Raw genomic sequence first — 16,915 nt, 5'->3', positions numbered from 1 at the left:
CCGGTGCGAGGGCGCCTCTGTGTCGCGAATATACGGAAGTTGAGAAATCTGACTGCGGGTGGGCGACCACCTGGTACCTTTCGGTACAGGCAACCCCATACATGCCTACTATCACGATGTATATGAATTACCCCGAACCATAAGGAATGGGGCAGAGCCCACTTCGGGCTCCCATTTCGGTGAGTGTTCGAGACGTATCAGGGGCAAGGTCATCCCGACCCATTTCCTGGACGTTGGAGTGCTGCTGTCATGGCTCTTCCGCAAGGCCCCCTGGAGCATCGCTACCGGGGGGAACATCCGGTGCGGACCCTCGCCTACCTCTTCCGGGACGACCGATTCCGCATCCTGGTCGCCGTCTTGGCGTTCATCGTCAAGCACAGCCCGGTGTGGCTGCTGCCTCTGGTCACCGCCAACATCATCGACATCGTGGTGGAGCGCCGCCCCATCGAGGAGTTGGGCACCAACACCCTGGTGCTGCTGGTGGTCCTGATGCTCAACTACCCCACCCACCTGCTCTATGTGCGGTGCATGCACGGCAGCGTACGCCGCGTGGGCACGGCGCTGCGCTCCGCGCTCTGCCGCCGCATGCAGGAACTCTCCATCGGCTATCACTCCCGGATCAGCGCGAGCGCCCTTCAGACCAAGGTGATTCGGGATGTGGAGAACATCGAGGTGTCCTCCCAGCAGAGCGCCGACACCGGCCTCGCCGCCATCATCACGCTGGTCGGCGGCCTCGCGGTGATCGCGATACGGGTGCCCTCGGCGCTGCCCGCCTTTGTGATCATCGTGCCCGCCGCCGCCCTGCTGGTGCGCCGGCTGCGCACCCGACTGCGCACCAGGAACGCGCAGTTCCGCAAGGAGGTGGAGCAACTCTCCACCCGCGTCGGCGAGATGACCAGCCTGATCCCGGTCACCCGGGCCCACGGCCTGGAGCGGACGGCCCTGGGCCGGGTGGACAACTCGCTGAGCCAGGTACTGCGCTCCGGCATACGTCTCGACCTGTTGAACGGTCACTTCGGCGCGCTCGCCTGGATTCTGCTCAACGCCATCGGCATCGGCTTCCTGGCCGGCGCCGCCACCGTCTCCTACTACGCCTGGCTGCCGATCACCGCGGGCGACGTGGTGATGCTGAGCACCTTCTTCACCACCCTGACCGGCTCCATGACAATGCTGATGGGGCTGGCTCCCATCATCAGCAAGGGGCTGGAGTCCGTCCGCTCGGCCGGCGAGGTGCTCCAGGCCCCCGATCTGGAGGTCAACGCCGGCAAGACGCGGGTCGAGTCGGTCAAGGGCCAACTGCGCTTCGAGAACGTCACCTACCGCTACGAGGGCGACGGGCCGGCGGCGGTGGTGGACTTCGACCTCACCGTGCCGCCCGGCGAGACGATCGCCCTGGTGGGCGCCTCCGGGGCCGGCAAGTCCACGGTGCTCAACCTGCTGATCGGCTTCATCCGGCCGGTCTCGGGGCGCATCCTGCTGGACGGCGCCGACATGAGCACGCTCGACCTGCGCAGCTACCGCCGCTTCCTGTCGGTGGTCCCCCAGGAGTCGGTGCTCTTCGAGGGCACCATCACGGAGAACGTCGGCTACGGCATGCCGGACGTGAAGGCCGCGGAGGTCAGGGCGGCGCTGCGGGACGCCAACGCCCTGGAGTTCGTGGAACGGCTGCCCGACGGCCTGGACACGGTGGTCGGCGAGCGCGGCGCCCGGCTCTCCGGGGGGCAGCGCCAACGCATCGCCATCGCCCGGGCGTTGATCCGCGACCCGCGGGTGCTGGTGCTCGACGAGGCCACCTCGGCGCTTGACACCCGCTCGGAGGCGCTGGTGCAGGAGGCGATGGACCGGCTGATGCGCGGCCGGACGGTCTTCGTGGTGGCCCACCGCCTGTCCACCGTCCGCAACGCCGACCGGATCGTGGTGCTGGAGCACGGCCGGGTCTCGGAGATCGGCGGCCACGCCGAACTGCTCCGGCGCGGCGGCGCCTACGCCCGGCTACAGGCGGGCCAGATCACCTGACCCGCCCGCGCCGGGCGGAGCCGGGCCCCGCATCCCTCAGCGGGGCCCGGTCTCCGTCAACTCCCCCTCCTCGATGGCCAGCCAGCGGGTGATGCCGAGGCCACGGAGGAACGGCAGATCGTGGCTGGCGACCAGCAGGGCGCCCTGGTAGGAGTTGAGCGCCGAGGTCAGCTGCCGCACGCTCGCCAGGTCGAGGTTGTTGGTCGGCTCGTCCAGCAGCAGCAGCTGCGGGGCGGGCTCGGCCAGCATCAGCGCGGCCAGCGTGGCCCGGAACCGCTCGCCCCCGGAGAGGGTGTCCACCCGCTGGGCCGGGGTGTCCTTCCGGAACAGGAAGCGGGCCAGTTGGGCGCGCACCTGCTGCGGCCTGGCCGTGGGCGCCAGGGCGTGGACGTTCTCGGCGATGCTCAGCTCGCCGTCGAGCACATCGAGCCGCTGCGGCAGATAGCGCAGCGGGACATGGGCGTCCGCCTCGCCGGCCACCGGCTCCAGCAGGCCGGCGACGGTGTTCAGCAGGGTGCTCTTGCCCGCCCCGTTGGCGCCGACCAGGGCGATCCGCTCGGGACCCAGCACCTCGACGTCCGCCCTGGTGCCGTTGCGCAGCTCCAGCTCCCGCAGCGTCAGCACCCGACGGCGGCCGGGCACGGCGGTGCCCGGCAGGTCGACGCGGATCTCGTCGTCGTCCCTGACCGCGGACTCCGCCTCGGTGAGGCGCTCCCTCGCCTCGGCCAGCCGCTCCTCGTGCAGGATGCGGTGTTTGCCGGCCGAGACCTCGGCGGCGCGTTTTCTGGCCCCCGCGACGATCTTGGGCAGCCCGGCGGTCTCCGCCGCCTTCTTGCCGGCTCTGGCACGCCCGGCCAGCTTCTCGTGCGCCTCGATCAGCTCCCGCTTCTGCCGGCGGACATCGGCCTCGGCGGCCCGCACCGTCCGCTCGGCCGCCTCCTGCTCGACGGCGAGCGCGTCCTCGTAGGCGGAGAGGGTGCCGCCGAAGCGGATCACCCGCCCCTCCCGCAGATCGGCGATCTGGTCGACCCGTTCCAGCAGCTCACGGTCGTGGCTGACCACGACCAGCACGCCGCGCCAGGACCTGACCGCCTCGTAGAGGCGCTCCCTGGCCCGCAGATCGAGGTTGTTGGTGGGCTCGTCGAGCAGCAGCACGTCGGGGCCGCTCAGCAGCAGCCCCGCGAGTCGCAGCAGCACCGACTCGCCGCCGGAGATCCGCCCCACCTGACGGTCAAGGCCGACGTGTCCGAGGCCGAGTTGGTCGAGGATGGCGCGGGTGCGCTCCTCGATGTCCCAGTCGTCGCCGACCGCGGCGAAGTGCTCCTCGGCCGCGTCGCCCCTCTCGATGGCGTGCAGCGCCGCCCGCGTGCGGTCGATGCCGAGCACCTGGTCGACGCGGAGCGTGGTGTCGAGCGGGAGGTGCTGCGCCAGACAGCCGACCTCCCCGTCGACGCGGACCGATCCGGAGAGCGGGGTGAGTTCGCCGGCGATCAGCTTGAGCAGGGTGGACTTGCCGGTGCCGTTGACGCCGATGAGGCCGGTGCGGCCCGGGCCGATGGCCAGGTCGAGGCCGTCGAAGAGCCGGCTGCCGTCGGGCCAGTCGAACGTCAGCCGGTGGCAGGAGATATGGGTGGTGCCGGTAAAGGACACAGGGCCTCCGCGTGTGTGGGAGATATCGCTGGATATCGGGTGACACAGGGAGACACCGGGCCCGGATCGGGCACCGAGTTGACGGGGAAGAACGACGAGGGGAGAGCGATGCCGTGGCTTCCGAGGTCATCCGCGCGGCGTGGCACTCGTGCTGCCGCGTGAGACGCGGCGGATGGCACGGGCCGATGGGCTCGCGGTGTCATGACCTCAGATACGCAACGGAACCCCCGACGCCGACAACAGAGACGCGAACGAGTGTAACGAGGACCGTCGGGCCGGGGCAAGCGACCTCAACCCCGGCTCGACGGCCCTCGTCCTACTCGCCGGCCTGGGCCGGCCGCGCCGCCCGGGGCACGGCCGACCAGGTCAGCCCTGGCGCGCGGCGCGGGCCTCGATCCGGGCCCGGCGGGCGGCGAGCCGCTCGTCGAAGACCCTGGCCTCGGCGTCCAGGCCGCCCAGGAAGGACCCCAGCTCGTCCTGGGCCTTGAGCCCCTCGGGGCTCAGCCCGGTGATCTCCATCACCTTGAGGTAGCGGAGCACCGGCTGGATCACGTCATCGAGGTGGATGCGCAGGTTGTAGATGCCGCCGATGGCCATCCGGGCCGCGGCCCGCTCGAAGCCGGGGATGCCGTGGCCCGGCATCCGGAAGTCGACCACCACGTCCCGCACGGCCTGCATGGTCTGGTCCGGCGCGATCTCGAAGGCCGCGCGGAGCAGGTTGCGGTAGAAGACCATGTGCAGGTTCTCGTCGGTGGCGATCCGGGCCAGCAGCCGGTCGCAGAGGGGGTCTCCCGACTCGTGGCCGGTGTTCCGGTGCGATATACGGGTGGCGAGCTCCTGGAAGGCTACGTAGGCCACGGAGTGCAGCATGGAGTGCTGGTTGTCGGACTCGAAGCCCTCCGACATGTGGGCCATCCGGAAGTTCTCCAGCTGGACCGGGTCCACCGCACGCGTGGTGAGGAGATAGTCACGCAGCACGATGCCGTGCCGCCCCTCCTCGGCGGTCCAGCGGTGCACCCACGTGCCCCAGGCGCCCTCCCGGCCGAAGATCGAGGCGATCTCGTGGTGGTAGCTGGGCAGGTTGTCCTCGGTCAGCAGGTTGACCACCAGCGCGGTACGGCCGACGTCGGTCACCTTCGACTGGTCGAGGGACCAGGGCTCGCCCCCGAGCGGACCGTCGAAGTCGCGGCCCTGGCTCCATGGCACGTACTCGTGCGGCATCCAGTCCTTCGCCACCTTGAGGTGGCGGTTCAACTCGGTCTCGACGACCTCCTCCAACGCGTAAATCAATCGGGCGTCGGTCCAGCCGCCAGATCTGCCGGTGGGATGGGCTGAGTCGAGCGTCACATGATCTCCCGTGCGCATTCCAGAACTACTTACGACACCGTAGGTTACGGCACCGTAAGTTGTTACTCGTGCGTCTGGCAAGCGAGTGCGGGCCAATTCACAAGGAAGGCGGCCAGGGCCCTGAGGCCCCGGCCGCCTGGGAAACCGCCACCCGGCTTACCGCTCAAGGGAGTTGTCAGCGCCCGCCGCGATCGCGGTTGACCAGCCCGGCGCGTCGCAGCGCGTCCGCCATCGCGCTGTTGGCCGGCGGAGCCGCGCCCTTGCGCTGCCCACCGCCACCACCACCGCGCTGACCGCCGCCGCGCTGGCCACCGCCACCACCGCCGCGCGGGGCGCCGCCGCCCCGGCGGTCCCGCTGCCGGGGGGCCGCGCCGCGCTCGCCGTCGGGGCCGCCCGAGCGGCCGGCGGGGGCGGCCTCGTCGTCGAGACGCAACGTCAACGAGATCCGCTTGCGCGGGATGTCGACGTCCAGCACCTTCACCGTGACGATGTCCCCCGGCTTGACGACCTCGCGCGGGTCGGAGACGAACTTCCGCGACATGGCCGAGACATGGACCAGCCCGTCCTGGTGCACGCCGACGTCGACAAAGGCGCCGAAGGCCGCGACGTTGGACACCACGCCCTCCAGGACCATGCCGGGCGCCAGGTCCTTCAGCGCCTCGACGCCCTCCTTGAAGCGCGCGGTGCGGAAGGCGGGGCGCGGATCCCTGCCGGGCTTCTCCAACTCGCCGATGATGTCGGTGACGGTGGGCAGCCCGAAGGTGTCGTCGACGAAGTCGGCCGGCCGCAGGGCGCGCAGGGCCGAGGCGTTGCCCAGCAGCGCGGCGACCTCGCCCCCCGTGGCCTTGACCATCCGCCGCACCACCGGATACGCCTCCGGGTGCACCGCGGAGGCGTCCAACGGGTCGTCGCCGTCGCGGACGCGCAGGAAGCCGGCGCACTGCTCGAAGGCCTTGGGGCCGAGCCTGGGCACCTGCTTGAGCGCCCTGCGGCCGGTGAACGGGCCATGGGCGTCACGGTGGGTGACGATGTTCTCCGCGAGGGTGGCCCCGATGCCGGAGACCCGGGACAGCAGCGGCACGGACGCCGTGTTGACGTCCACGCCCACGCCGTTGACGCAGTCCTCCACGACCGCGTCCAGCGAGCGGGAGAGCTTCACCTCGGAGAGGTCGTGCTGGTACTGACCGACGCCGATCGACCGGGGATCGATCTTGACCAACTCGGCCAGCGGGTCCTGGAGACGACGGGCGATCGACACGGCGCCCCGGAGCGACACATCGAGATCGGGCAGCTCCTGGGCGGCGAAGGCGGAGGCGGAGTACACCGAGGCGCCCGCCTCGGAGACCACCATGCGGGTCAGCCGGGACTCGCCGACCCTGGCGATCAACTCGCCGGCCAGCTTGTCCGTCTCGCGGGAGGCGGTGCCGTTGCCGATGGCGATCAGCTCGACGCCGTGCTCGGCGACCAAGGCGGCCAGCCGGTCCAGGGAGTCCGCCCACCGGCGCTGCGGGGCGTGGGGGTAGATCGTGTCGGTGGCCGCGATCTTGCCCGTGGCGTCGACGACGGCGACCTTGACGCCGGTGCGCAGCCCCGGGTCGAGGCCCATGGTGGCGCGGGTGCCGGCGGGGGCGGCCAGCAGCAGGTCCCTGAGGTTGGCGGCGAAGACGGCCACCGCCTCGTCCTCGGCCCCGGTGCGCAGGCGGGTGCGCAGATCGATGCCGAGGTGCACCAGGATGCGGGTGCGCCAGGCCCAGCGAACCGTCTCGGCGAGCCAGGCGTCGGCGGGCCGGCCCCGGTCCGCCACGCCGAAGCGGTGGGCGATGGCGCGCTCGAACGCGGAGGGGCCCGTCTCGTCGGCGCCCGCCTCGGGCTCCAACGTCAGCTCAAGGACGTCCTCCTTCTCACCCCGGAACATGGCCAGCACCCGATGCGACGGCAGTTCGGCGAACGGCTCGGCGAACGCGAAGTAGTCGGCGAACTTGGCGCCGGCCTCCTCCTTGCCCTCCCTGACCCGGGACACCAACCGCCCGCCGCGCCACATGCGTTCCCGCAGCTCGCCGAGGAGGTCGGCGTCCTCGCCGAAGCGCTCGGTGAGGATGGCGCGGGCGCCGGCGAGGGCCGCGTCGGCGTCGGCGACGCCCCGCTCGGCGTCGACGAAGGCCGCGGCGGCGGCCGGCGGCGCCACCGCCGGATCGGCGAGCAGCCCGTCGGCCAGCGGTTCGAGCCCCGCCTCGCGGGCGATCTGGGCCTTGGTGCGCCGCTTGGGCTTGTAGGGGAGGTAGATGTCCTCCAGCCTGGCCTTGGTGTCGGCGGCGGCGATCCGCGCGGCGAGGGCCTCGTCCAGCTTGCCCTGGGAGCGGATGGACTCCAGGATGGCCTCCCGGCGCTCGGACAACTCCCGCAGATAGCGCAGCCGTTCCTCCAGCGCCCGGAGCTGGGTGTCGTCGAGGGTGCCGGTGACCTCCTTGCGGTAGCGGGCGATGAACGGCACCGTCGAGCCGCCGTCGAGCAGTTCGACGGCCGCCCTCACCTGTCCTTCCCGGACGCCCAGCTCCTCGGCGATCCTGCCCTCGATGGACCGGCCTGCGACAGGCTCGTTCACGATCACGCTCCGCTTCCCCGGCGCGCCCTGCGCCGCGCTGTGCATTGTGGCAGGAGGCACCGACAGTCGGGCGGTCAGGCACGCGCGCCCCGGCTCCTTTCCGTCCGCCGGGGCGCCCGGTACCGGAACGTCGACGAGCGGCGCGCGCCCCCTGGAGTGCGGCCGTTCCGCGCACTACGCTCGGCGGCAGCAGGCCACCGGTCGGCCGGGGCCGATCGCGCCGTGACCACGGACGACCGCCCCAGCTCAACGCCTCGGCCAGCAATCTGAGGGTCCGTCAACTCCACCACTCCTTCGAGTGATATGAACGGCACACGTGCAGCTGAATTCTTTGCGGACTGCCACGCGAGAGGGGCAGGGTGCGAGACATAACGCAGCGCAGTCACTCCCTGACTCCCGTGCGGCAACTGAAGGGTTCACGATGCTTACCAGCGAGGAAACAGGCACCCAACGTCGCGGCCACAGCTGGCTGTTGACCGCCCGGCGGGAGGATCTCGCCCGGTTCAGGCGGCTGGCCTCGCTGGCGATGCGCGAATGGGGGCAACCGCCCAGGGTCACGGAGGTGGTGCTGCACGGCGTCACCGAACTGCTGTCCAATGTCGCGCGCCATGTGCCGGACCCCCGCTGCCGGTTGGAGCTGGCGCTGGACGAGGACACCGTGCGGGTGAGCGTGCTGGACCGCTCCCGGACACTGCCCACGATCACGCTGCCCGACTGGACGGCCGAGGCGGGCCGTGGTCTCTGGCTGCTGCGAGAGATGGCGGACGACCTCGGGTTCGAGCCGGTCGACGAGGGCAAGCGCGTCTGGGTCACGGTGCGCGGCGACGACTCCGGCCACCTCTGAGGGACGGCGCCGGCATCGCGGGGGCGCGCGGCCCATGCCGCGCGCCGTCCACAGGCCGCACCGGACAGGGCCTAAGCGGAAGCCCCGACCGCCGCCCGGGTGCCGCCTCGGGCGAGGAAGTCGGCCAGGGGCAGGGTCGCCGCGCCCACCGTGACCGCGTCGGGGCCGAGCCGCCCCAGGCCGATGGTGCTGCGGCCCGCCGGATGTGGCAGAGCGTAGGCGTCGGCGGCGCGACGCACCTCGGGGAGCAGCCGGGGGCCGAGGAGGAGGCCGGCCCAGCCGCCCACCACGATGCGCTCCGGATTGAAGAGGTTGATCAGATCGGATATCCCCGCGCCCAGGAACTCGGCGCTCTCGGCGAGGAGTTCGACCGCCCGCCCGTCGCCGCCCTCGGCCGCCGCCAGCAGCGCGCCCAGGGCCGCCTCATGGTCCGAGGCGTCCACCTCGCCGCCGGCCTCGGCCCACCGTGCCAGCAGGGCGTGCGCTCCCACATAGGCCTCCAGGCAGCCAAGGGCCCCGCAGCGGCAGCGGCGGCCGGCCAGCCGCAGGGTGACATGGCCGAACTCACCGGCGGCGCTGCCCGTTCCGCCGTAGGGCTCGCCGCCGGTGACGATGCAGGCGCCGACGCCCGAGCCCCACAGCACGATCACCGCGTCCTGGCTGCCCCGGCCCGCGCCGTACCACATCTCGGCCTGCCCGAAGGTGCGGGCGCCGTTGGCCACCCGGAAGGGGACGGTGGCCGGCAGGTCGACCGCCGCGCGCAGCAGGGACTCCAACGGGACGGCGTCCCACCCCACCGTCGCGCTGTGCACCACGGCGCCGACGGCCGGGTCCTGTTCGACGATCCCCGGCACCCCGACGCCGACCCCCAGCAGCAGATCCGCCGGGACGCCGGCCGTCGTCAGCACGGCGGCGATCCCGTCGCCGATGTGCCGCACCACCGTGCGCACGTCGTAACCGGCGTCCGTGAGGGGGTACTCCGTCCTGGCCAGCTCGGTCAGGGTGACGTCGAACAGCTCGACGCGCACCCGGGTCTCGCCGACGTCGACGCCGATCAACCGCCCGCAGTCCGGCGCGACCCGCAGCAGGGTGCGGGGCCGCCCGCCGTCGGACTCCACCGAGCCGGCCTCGGCGAGCAGGCCGTCGGCGAGCAGCCCGCTGGTGACGTTGCTCACCGTGCCCGAGCTGAGGCCGATGGCCTGCCCCAACTCATGCCGGCTCAGGGGGCCGTGAAAGTAGAGTTGGCGCAGCAGCGACGCGCGGTTGGCACGCCGCAGGTCGCGCACGGTCTGTTTCTTCGCCTCAGCCATGTGTTCCTCCGCTGAGCCAACCTACCTGGGCGAACGGGGCCCGGGACGCCCCCGGCCCCCAGCTCAGCCGAGGTCCTGTGCCGCGGCGGGCACCCTCTCCCCCGCGCGTGCCGGCTCGCCGCCCAGCGCCGCGATGTCCAGGCTTCCGTCCAGCTCCGCGACCCGCCCGACCAGGCGGGCCGCCGCGTCCGCACCGGCCAGGGGCTCGTCGACGGCCGCCCTGGCGAGGGCCAGGTCCTTCGCCAGGGCGGCGACCGTGAAGTCCGCCGCCGCGTAGGCCCCGTGGGAGAGACGGTCGCGTTTGCCCGCCACCAGCGGGCCGATGGGCCCCTCCTGGAGGACGTCCAGCAGGTCATCGCGGGCCAGGCCGAGGCCGGTGCCGAGACGGACGGCGTCGTGCAGCCCGGCCGCCGCGATCCCGAGGGCCAGGTTCGCGACCAGCTTGAGCGCGGACGCGGCGCCCACCCGGCCCACCAGCCGGCGGCTGCCCGCGTGCGACCAGACCCGCAGCACGGGCTCAGCGGCCAGCGCGTCCTCCTCCGCGCCGCCGACCAGCACCCGCAGGGCGCCCGACCGCACGGCCGACACCGAACCGACCACCGGCGCCTCCAGATAGCGCAGCCCCTCCCCACGCACCTCGTGCGCCAGCCGACGGGATTCCTCGGGGGCGAGGGTGGTCACGTTGATCACCAGGGTGCCGGGAGCGGCGCCCACGGCGACCCCGTCCGGGCCGAGGAGCACGGACCGCGCCGCCGGGCCGTCGAAGACGGCGACGACGACCACCTCCGCGTGACGGACCGCGTCGGCCGCCGTGCGGGCGGCGCGGATCCCTGGCAGCTCCCGGGGCGTCCGGTTCCACCCGCTGACGTCCTGACCGTCGGCGACCAGCGCCGCCGCGAGGGCCGCCCCCAGCCGACCGAGGCCGCACACCGCCGACCTCATGGCGCGGTCTCCCGAAGGACGGCGAACGCCTCCACCTCAAGCAGCAACCGGGGATCGAACAGGGCGGACACCTGCACCGCCGTGCTGGCGGGCGGGCGTTCGACGTCGACCTGGGCGTCGCGCGCCGCGCGGACGGCCGGCAGGAAACGGATGTCGGTCACGTAGTAGGTGAGCTTGACGACATCGTCGAACGTGGCGCCGGCCGCCGCCAGGCAGCGGCGCAGGTTGTCGAACACCTGCCGGCTCTGCGCGGCCGGATCGTCCTCCCCGACCACCTCGCCCCGTTCGTCCAGCGCCACCTGTCCGGAGATCGCCACCAGCCGGCCCGTCCCGATGACGACCTGGGTGTAGCCCCGGCCGGGCGCGACGCCCTCCGGTGCGGCGATATGCGTGAGCTTCGTCTCTGTCATGACGGCATCCTCCGATCCCGCCCACCGATCCCACCAGCGCATATCTCGCAGGGCCGCCATGCGCCGGCGGCATGGCCGCGGTCCAGGGTGAGAAGCCATGGACCTCATCGCCCTCCGCTCCTTCCGGGAGGTGCACCGCACCGGCTCGATCACCGCCGCGGCGCGGGTGCTCGGCTACACCCAGTCCGCGCTCTCCCGGCAGCTCGCCTCCCTGGAGACCGGGCTCGGCACCCCGCTGCTGCGGCGCCACGCGCGCGGGGTGCGGCTGACCCCGGCCGGCGAGGCCCTGCTGGCGCACGGGACCGCGATCCTCCGACATGTCGACCACGCGGAACGCGATGTCCGCGCGTCCCTCGAACAGCCCGTCACCAGCCTGCGGGTCGGCTCCGTGCCGAGCGCGGTGGCGTCCCTCCTGCCCAGGGCCCTGACGGCGTTCACCGCCGAAGTGCCCCTGGTGCGCGTCACCTTCACCGAGGAGGTCACCCCCACGCTGCTGCCCCGGCTCCTCGACGGCGATCTCGACTGCGCGGTCGTCACCAGCTACCCGCCGGGGCTGCCGGCGCACGCCGACCTGGCCGTGACGCCGCTGCTGGACGATCCGCTGGTCTGTGTGCTGCCCCGGGACCATCCGGTGGCGGCGCTGGACGTCGTGCCGCTCGCCGCACTGGCCGAGGAGACCTGGGTGGAGGACTACGAGGGCGCCGCTTCCGCGCTCGCCATGGCGTGTGCGCGAGCCGGCTTCACCCCGCGCATCGACGTCGAGTGCGGCGGCTGGCTCGGCAAGCAGGCGTTTGTCGCCGAAGGGCACGGCGTGATGCTGGCGCCCCGGCTGCTCCTCCCGTCGCCCCGCCCCGATGCGCTGATCCGTCCGCTCGCCGATCCACCGCGCCGCAGCGTCTACGCCGCGACCCGTCGGCGGCCGGGATCGGCTGCGGCACCGCTGGACGCCTTTGTCCGCGCGCTGACCCGGACGGCGACGGCGGACGCCCGTCCGGAGGTCTGAACCCACCCCGACCGCCCCCTCTGCCGACCGCCGGAGCAGCCCGGCGCCGACGGCCGGGGAGAGCCCGGAGCAGCGCTGGGAGAACAATGGGAGAGCGCTCTCTGAGTGTGTTATAAAGGCCACCATGAGCGATCGTCCGGCCAAGGGGTCCCCGACGCTGGAAGACGTGGCTCGGGAGGCGGGCGTCTCCCGGGCCACCGTCTCCCGCGTGATCAACGGCATTCGCAACGTCGACCCCAGCATCCAGGACGTGGTCCGCCAGGCGATCGCCAGCACCGGCTATGTGCCCAACCGGGCCGCGCGCTCGCTGGTCACCAAGCGCGCGGGGTCGGTGGCCCTCGTGGTCTCGGGCGCCAACGAGGACGAGCCGGCGGACGAGGGCCAGGAAGCCGCGTTCCAGGGCCAGCTGTTGGCCGACCCCTTCTTCGGCCGGATCACCACCGGCGTTGTCGGCTTCCTGCGCCGCCGGAGCATGCACCCCGTGCTGATGCTCGCGGATTCGACGGACGCCAGGAAACAGGTGGTCAGCTACCTGCGGCAGGGGCACGCCGACGGGGCGTTGCTGGTCTCCATCCACGCGCAGGACCCGCTGCCCGAGCTGCTGGTCGGCGCCGGGCTGCCCTGTGTGCTCTTCGCCAGACCCCCCAAGCCCATCCCGATCAGCTATGTGGACGTCGCCCACCGGGACGGTGGGCGGCTGGCCGCCGACCATCTGGTCGCGAAGGGCTGCCAGCACATCGCCAGCATCACCGGGCCGTTGGACGTGCTGGCCAGCCAGGACCGGCTGGCCGGCTTCCGCGATGCGATGGCCCGGCACGGGCACCCCTATGTGCCCACCGTGGAGGGCAACTTCACGCTGGAGAGCGGCGAGCAGGCGATGACCAAGCTGCTGGCCGAACAGCCCGCTCTCGACGGCCTGTTCGCGGCCAACGACCTGATGGCCCAGGGGGCGTTGCACGTGCTGCGCGAGCACGGCCGCCGGGTGCCGCAGGACGTGGCGGTGGTCGGGTTCGACGACAGCAGCGCGGCCGTGTCCAGCCGTCCGGCGCTGACCACGGTGCGGCAGCCGATCGAGGAGATGGCCGCCGAGATGACCCGGCTGCTGCTGGACCGGGTGGACCAGCCCGACCGGCGGCTGACCTCGGTCATCTTCGAACCGACCCTGGTCGTGCGCCAGTCCGCCTGAGCGGCCGGCCGCTTCCCCGGTTCTCGATCCGGAACCTTGCACGGGCGTTGACACACCTCCGCACGGGGGCCAGTCTCTTTCGGGAGAGCGCTCTCCCTCCCTTTCGGTCGTACCGCGCACCCGGACGAGTGCCACGGCCGCCCCCGCGCTAAGGAGAAGTTGTGCTGCACAGGAAAGAGACGTCGAAACGGACGTCACGGTCACGTCGAGGACGCCCGGTCGCGGTCGTCGGTGCCGTGCTGGCCCTGCTCGGCGGCGTGTTCACGGTGGCGAACCAGACCGCGACCGCCTCCCCCAGCGACGCCGGGGGGGCCGACTCGGACGTCGGCCTCACCGCCGCCAGCGTGGTCGAGGTGACCGGCGGCGACGGCAGCTGGGAGCTGACCGTGGACGGCGCGCCCTACACCGTCGAGGGACTGACCTGGGGCCCGCCCGCCGACCAGGCCGCGAACTACATGCCGGACCTGGCCTCCATGGGCGTCAACACCACCCGCACCTGGGGCACCGACGCGAGCAGCGAGCCGCTGTTCGACGCCGCGGCCGCCAACGGCGTCCGGGTGATCGCCGGCTTCTGGCTCCAGCCCGGCGGCGGTCCCGGCAGCGGTGGCTGCGTGGACTACGTCAACGACTGGGACTACAAGGGCGAACAGCTCGAAGCCATGAACATCTGGGTGGACGCCTACAAGGACCACCCCGCCGTGCTGATGTGGAGCGTGGGCAACGAGTCGGTGCTCGGCCTCCAGAACTGCTACGAGGGCGCCGAGTTGGAGGCCCAGCGGATCGCCTACGCGGAGTTCGTCAACATCGCCGCGCTGGAGATCAAGGCGCTGGACTCCAACCACCCGGTGACCTCGACCGACGCCTGGACCGGCGCCTGGGAGTACTACGAGGCGTACTCGCCCGACCTCGACCTGCTCCAGGTCAACTCCTATGACGCCGTCTGCGACATCCAGCAGACCTGGATCGACGAGGGCTACACCCGCCCCTACATCCTCACCGAGGGCGGGCCCGCCGGTGAGTGGGAGGTCGACGACGACGCCAACGGCGTTCCGCTGGAACCGAGCGACGTCGCCAAGGCCGAGGGCTACCAGGCCGCCTGGGACTGCCTGATGGACCACGAGGGTGTCGCCCTGGGCGCCACGCTCTTCCACTACGGCCTGGAGTACGACTTCGGCGGCGTGTGGTTCAACCTGCTGCCCGGCGGCGACAAGCGGCTCTCCTACTACGCCGTCTCCGAGATCTTCGGGGGCGACGCGCCGTCCAACACCCCGCCGGTGATCACCGACTTCGCCGTCGATGGCGACGCCACCTCGGTCCCGGCCGGCGCCGACTTCACCGTGAGCGCCTCCGTCAACGATCCGGACGGCGACGCCATCGCGTACGAGGTGCTGCTCAACAGCAAGTACATCGACGAGGGCGGCGCGCTGGAGACCGCCGAGTTCACCGAGAACGGTGACGGCGGCTTCACCGTCACCGCGCCCACCCGTCCTGGGGTGTGGAAGGTGTACCTGGCGGCCAGGGACGGCCAGGGGCACCTCGGCATCGAGACCGCCTCGATCCGGGTCGTCGCCCCGCCGGTCGACGGCACCAACGTCGCGCTGGGCGCCGACACCACCGCCTCCACCTTCCAGGAGCAGGGGGACGGCGCGCCCTTCTTCCCCGAGTACGCCACGGACGGTGACCCGACCACCCGTTGGGCCAGCGCGTGGGAGGACCCGCAGTGGCTTGAGGTCGACCTGGGCGCCACCACCTCCATCGACACCGTCCAGCTCTACTGGGAGACGTCCTTCGCCCGGGCCTACGAGGTCCAGGTCTCGGAGAACGGCGACGACTGGACCGCGATCCACACGGAGACCGCCGGCGGCGGCGGGGTCGAGACCGTGGACGTGAACGGCTCCGGACGCTACGTCCGGGTGCTGGGCACCGAACGCGGCACCGGCTGGGGCTACTCGCTCTTCGAGTTCGGGGTGTACTCCTCCTGAACGACCGCCCGCACCATCGCTCCTCCCCCAGGAACGGCCCCGGCGCTCCGCGTCGGGGCCGTTCCGCTGCCCGGGCTAGGGTTTCCGGTGGACGGGGCGGGGACGACGGAGGGGAGACCGCGGTGAAGGTGCTGATCGCCGGCGGGGCCGGCTACATCGGGAGCACGATCGCGTCGGCCGCGCTGGACGCCGGGATCACCCCCGTGCTGCTGGACAACCTCGCCACCGGGCGGCGGGAGTTCACCGCGGGCCGCGCGTTCTACGAGGGCGATATCGCGGACGGTGCCCTGGTGGACCGGATCTTCGCCGAGCATCCCGACATCCACGCCGTGATCCACTGCGCGGCGCTGATCGTGGTCCCCGACTCGGTGGCCGACCCGATGGGGTACTACCGCACCAATGTGGTCGGAAGCCTGGACCTCGTCGGCCATCTGCTGCGCAACGGGTGCCACCGGCTGGTCTTCAGCTCCTCCGCCTCCATCTACCGGGCCGGCGACGACCTCACCGTCGACGAGGGCTCCCCGCTGGACCCGGTCAGCCCCTACGCGCGCACCAAGACGGTCTGCGAGGGCATGTTCGCCGACATCGCGGCCGGCACGCCGCTGCGGGTGCTGTCGCTGCGCTACTTCAACCCGATCGGCGCCGATCCCAAGCTCCGCACCGGGCTCCAACTCCCCCGTCCCAGCCATGCCTTGGGGCAGCTGCTCCTCGCCGACCAGGACGGAGTCCCGTTCCGGATCACCGGCACCGACTACCCCACCAGCGACGGTTCCGGCATCCGGGACTACGTCCATGTCTGGGATCTGGCCACCGCGCATCTGGCGGCGCTGCGCTCGTTCGACGGGCTCTTCGAGGGCGGCACCACCGCGACGGTGATCAACCTGGGCACCGGGCGGGGCACCACGGTCAGGGAACTGCTGGCTGCCTACCGCGAGGTGACGGGCCGTCCGCTCGAAGCCGTCGAGGCACCCCGCCGGCCAGGCGATGTGGCCGGCGCCTACACCCGCTCCGACCGTGCCCACCAACTGCTGGGCTGGCGCGCCGAGTTCTCGCTGGCGGAGGGCATCAGCCACGCCCTCGACTGGTCCGCCGTACGGGCCGGGGTGCTGGGCGAGGACGACCGTCGGCCCTAGCTGGACGCCGCCGCCGCCCTGATCAGGGCGGCGGCGGCGTCCAGCTCCGCACGGGGCCGCTCCCGCCAGTCCGCCGAGATCCGGAACCGATCGCCGGCGTAGCGGGGGAAGACATGCAGATGCAGATGGAAGACCTCCTGGAAGGCGGCCTCCCCGTCGGCCAGGAAGAAGTTGACGCCCGCACAGCGGAGCCCTGACCGGCGTAGCGCGCCCGCCAGTTGGTGGGCGCGCTGCCAGATCGCCGCGCCGGTGGCCGCGTCCAGGTCGGCCAGACCGACGATATGGTTCCGGGGGATCACCAACAGATGGCCGGGCGTGACGGGGCGCAGATCCATCAGCGCCAGCACGGTCTCGTCCTGGTGCACCACGCTGGCCTCGGCCTCGCCGTGCACGATGGCGCAGAAGACGCAGGGCTGCTCGTTCATCGAAGCCTCCAGGACAGGGAGTTTAACCAGCGCGCCCCGGCGCCGCGGCGGATTACGGGCGGGGA

13 protein-coding genes are annotated in these 16,915 nt (G+C 72.1%); 6 read left to right on the top strand and 7 right to left on the bottom strand.

The window, feature by feature from the left end; translation table 11 throughout:
* Positions 1-249 precede the first annotated feature (249 nt).
* Complete coding sequence (locus K4G22_RS28630; protein ID WP_228083360.1) at positions 250-2,016, top strand: ABC transporter ATP-binding protein; 1,767 nt, start codon at positions 250-252, stop codon at positions 2,014-2,016.
* A gap of 36 nt (positions 2,017-2,052) precedes the next feature.
* On the opposite strand, the gene K4G22_RS28625 is transcribed toward K4G22_RS28630, so the two are convergent.
* The 3 genes from K4G22_RS28625 to K4G22_RS28615 form a co-directional block, all read right to left on the bottom strand.
* Entirely contained in the window at positions 2,053-3,666 is a 1,614-nt protein-coding gene (locus K4G22_RS28625) for an ABC-F family ATP-binding cassette domain-containing protein (protein ID WP_228083359.1), read from the bottom strand.
* Positions 3,667-4,032: 366 nt separating this feature from the next.
* Complete coding sequence (locus K4G22_RS28620; protein ID WP_228083358.1) at positions 4,033-5,031, bottom strand: acyl-ACP desaturase; 999 nt, start codon at positions 5,029-5,031, stop codon at positions 4,033-4,035.
* A 157-nt stretch (positions 5,032-5,188) separates the two neighbouring features.
* Positions 5,189-7,615: a Tex family protein gene (locus K4G22_RS28615; protein ID WP_228083357.1), complete on the bottom strand. Its 2,427-nt coding sequence runs from the start codon at positions 7,613-7,615 to the stop codon at positions 5,189-5,191.
* A 421-nt stretch (positions 7,616-8,036) separates the two neighbouring features.
* Here K4G22_RS28615 and K4G22_RS28610 point away from each other — a divergent pair, with 421 nt between their 5' ends.
* Positions 8,037-8,459 carry an ATP-binding protein gene (locus K4G22_RS28610; RefSeq protein ID WP_228083356.1) on the top strand — a complete coding sequence of 141 codons (423 nt, stop codon included), beginning with the start codon at positions 8,037-8,039 and terminating at the stop codon, positions 8,457-8,459.
* Between the two features lie 71 nt (positions 8,460-8,530).
* Here K4G22_RS28610 and K4G22_RS28605 read toward each other — a convergent pair whose 3' ends face one another.
* The 3 genes from K4G22_RS28605 to K4G22_RS28595 form a co-directional block, all read right to left on the bottom strand.
* Positions 8,531-9,769, bottom strand: coding sequence for an ROK family transcriptional regulator (locus K4G22_RS28605; protein WP_228083355.1), 1,239 nt, complete (start codon positions 9,767-9,769; stop codon positions 8,531-8,533).
* Between the two features lie 63 nt (positions 9,770-9,832).
* Positions 9,833-10,711, bottom strand: a complete 879-nt coding sequence (locus tag K4G22_RS28600) for an NAD(P)-dependent oxidoreductase (RefSeq protein WP_228083354.1) — start codon at positions 10,709-10,711, stop codon at positions 9,833-9,835.
* Complete coding sequence (locus K4G22_RS28595) at positions 10,708-11,121, bottom strand: RidA family protein (protein WP_228083353.1); 414 nt, start codon at positions 11,119-11,121, stop codon at positions 10,708-10,710. Before K4G22_RS28595 ends, K4G22_RS28600 begins: the two co-directional genes overlap by 4 nt.
* A gap of 97 nt (positions 11,122-11,218) precedes the next feature.
* Here K4G22_RS28595 and K4G22_RS28590 point away from each other — a divergent pair, with 97 nt between their 5' ends.
* The 4 genes from K4G22_RS28590 to galE all read left to right on the top strand — a co-directional run bounded on the left by K4G22_RS28590 (position 11,219) and on the right by galE (position 16,425).
* Positions 11,219-12,124 carry a LysR family transcriptional regulator gene (locus K4G22_RS28590; RefSeq protein WP_228083352.1) on the top strand — a complete coding sequence of 302 codons (906 nt, stop codon included), beginning with the start codon at positions 11,219-11,221 and terminating at the stop codon, positions 12,122-12,124.
* A 124-nt stretch (positions 12,125-12,248) separates the two neighbouring features.
* A complete protein-coding gene (locus K4G22_RS28585) occupies positions 12,249-13,310 on the top strand; it encodes a LacI family DNA-binding transcriptional regulator (protein WP_228083351.1) in 1,062 nt (353 codons plus the stop codon).
* A gap of 161 nt (positions 13,311-13,471) precedes the next feature.
* A complete protein-coding gene (locus K4G22_RS28580) occupies positions 13,472-15,292 on the top strand; it encodes a galactose-binding domain-containing protein (RefSeq protein WP_425336761.1) in 1,821 nt (606 codons plus the stop codon).
* 122 nt (positions 15,293-15,414) lie between these two features.
* Positions 15,415-16,425 carry a UDP-glucose 4-epimerase GalE gene (gene galE, locus K4G22_RS28575; RefSeq protein ID WP_228083350.1) on the top strand — a complete coding sequence of 337 codons (1,011 nt, stop codon included), beginning with the start codon at positions 15,415-15,417 and terminating at the stop codon, positions 16,423-16,425.
* Here galE and K4G22_RS28570 read toward each other — a convergent pair.
* Positions 16,422-16,850, bottom strand: coding sequence for an HIT family protein (locus K4G22_RS28570; RefSeq protein WP_228083349.1), 429 nt, complete (start codon positions 16,848-16,850; stop codon positions 16,422-16,424). The two genes, galE and K4G22_RS28570, sit on opposite strands and share 4 nt — an antisense overlap.
* Between the last annotated feature and the right edge of the window lie 65 nt (positions 16,851-16,915).

The organism is Streptomyces profundus (assembly GCF_020740535.1).
GTDB classification, from domain to species: Bacteria; Actinomycetota; Actinomycetes; order Streptomycetales; family Streptomycetaceae; genus Streptomyces; species Streptomyces profundus.
Note: the sequence above shows the minus strand (reverse complement) of the source record. Positions and strands in the feature narration are given on the sequence as shown.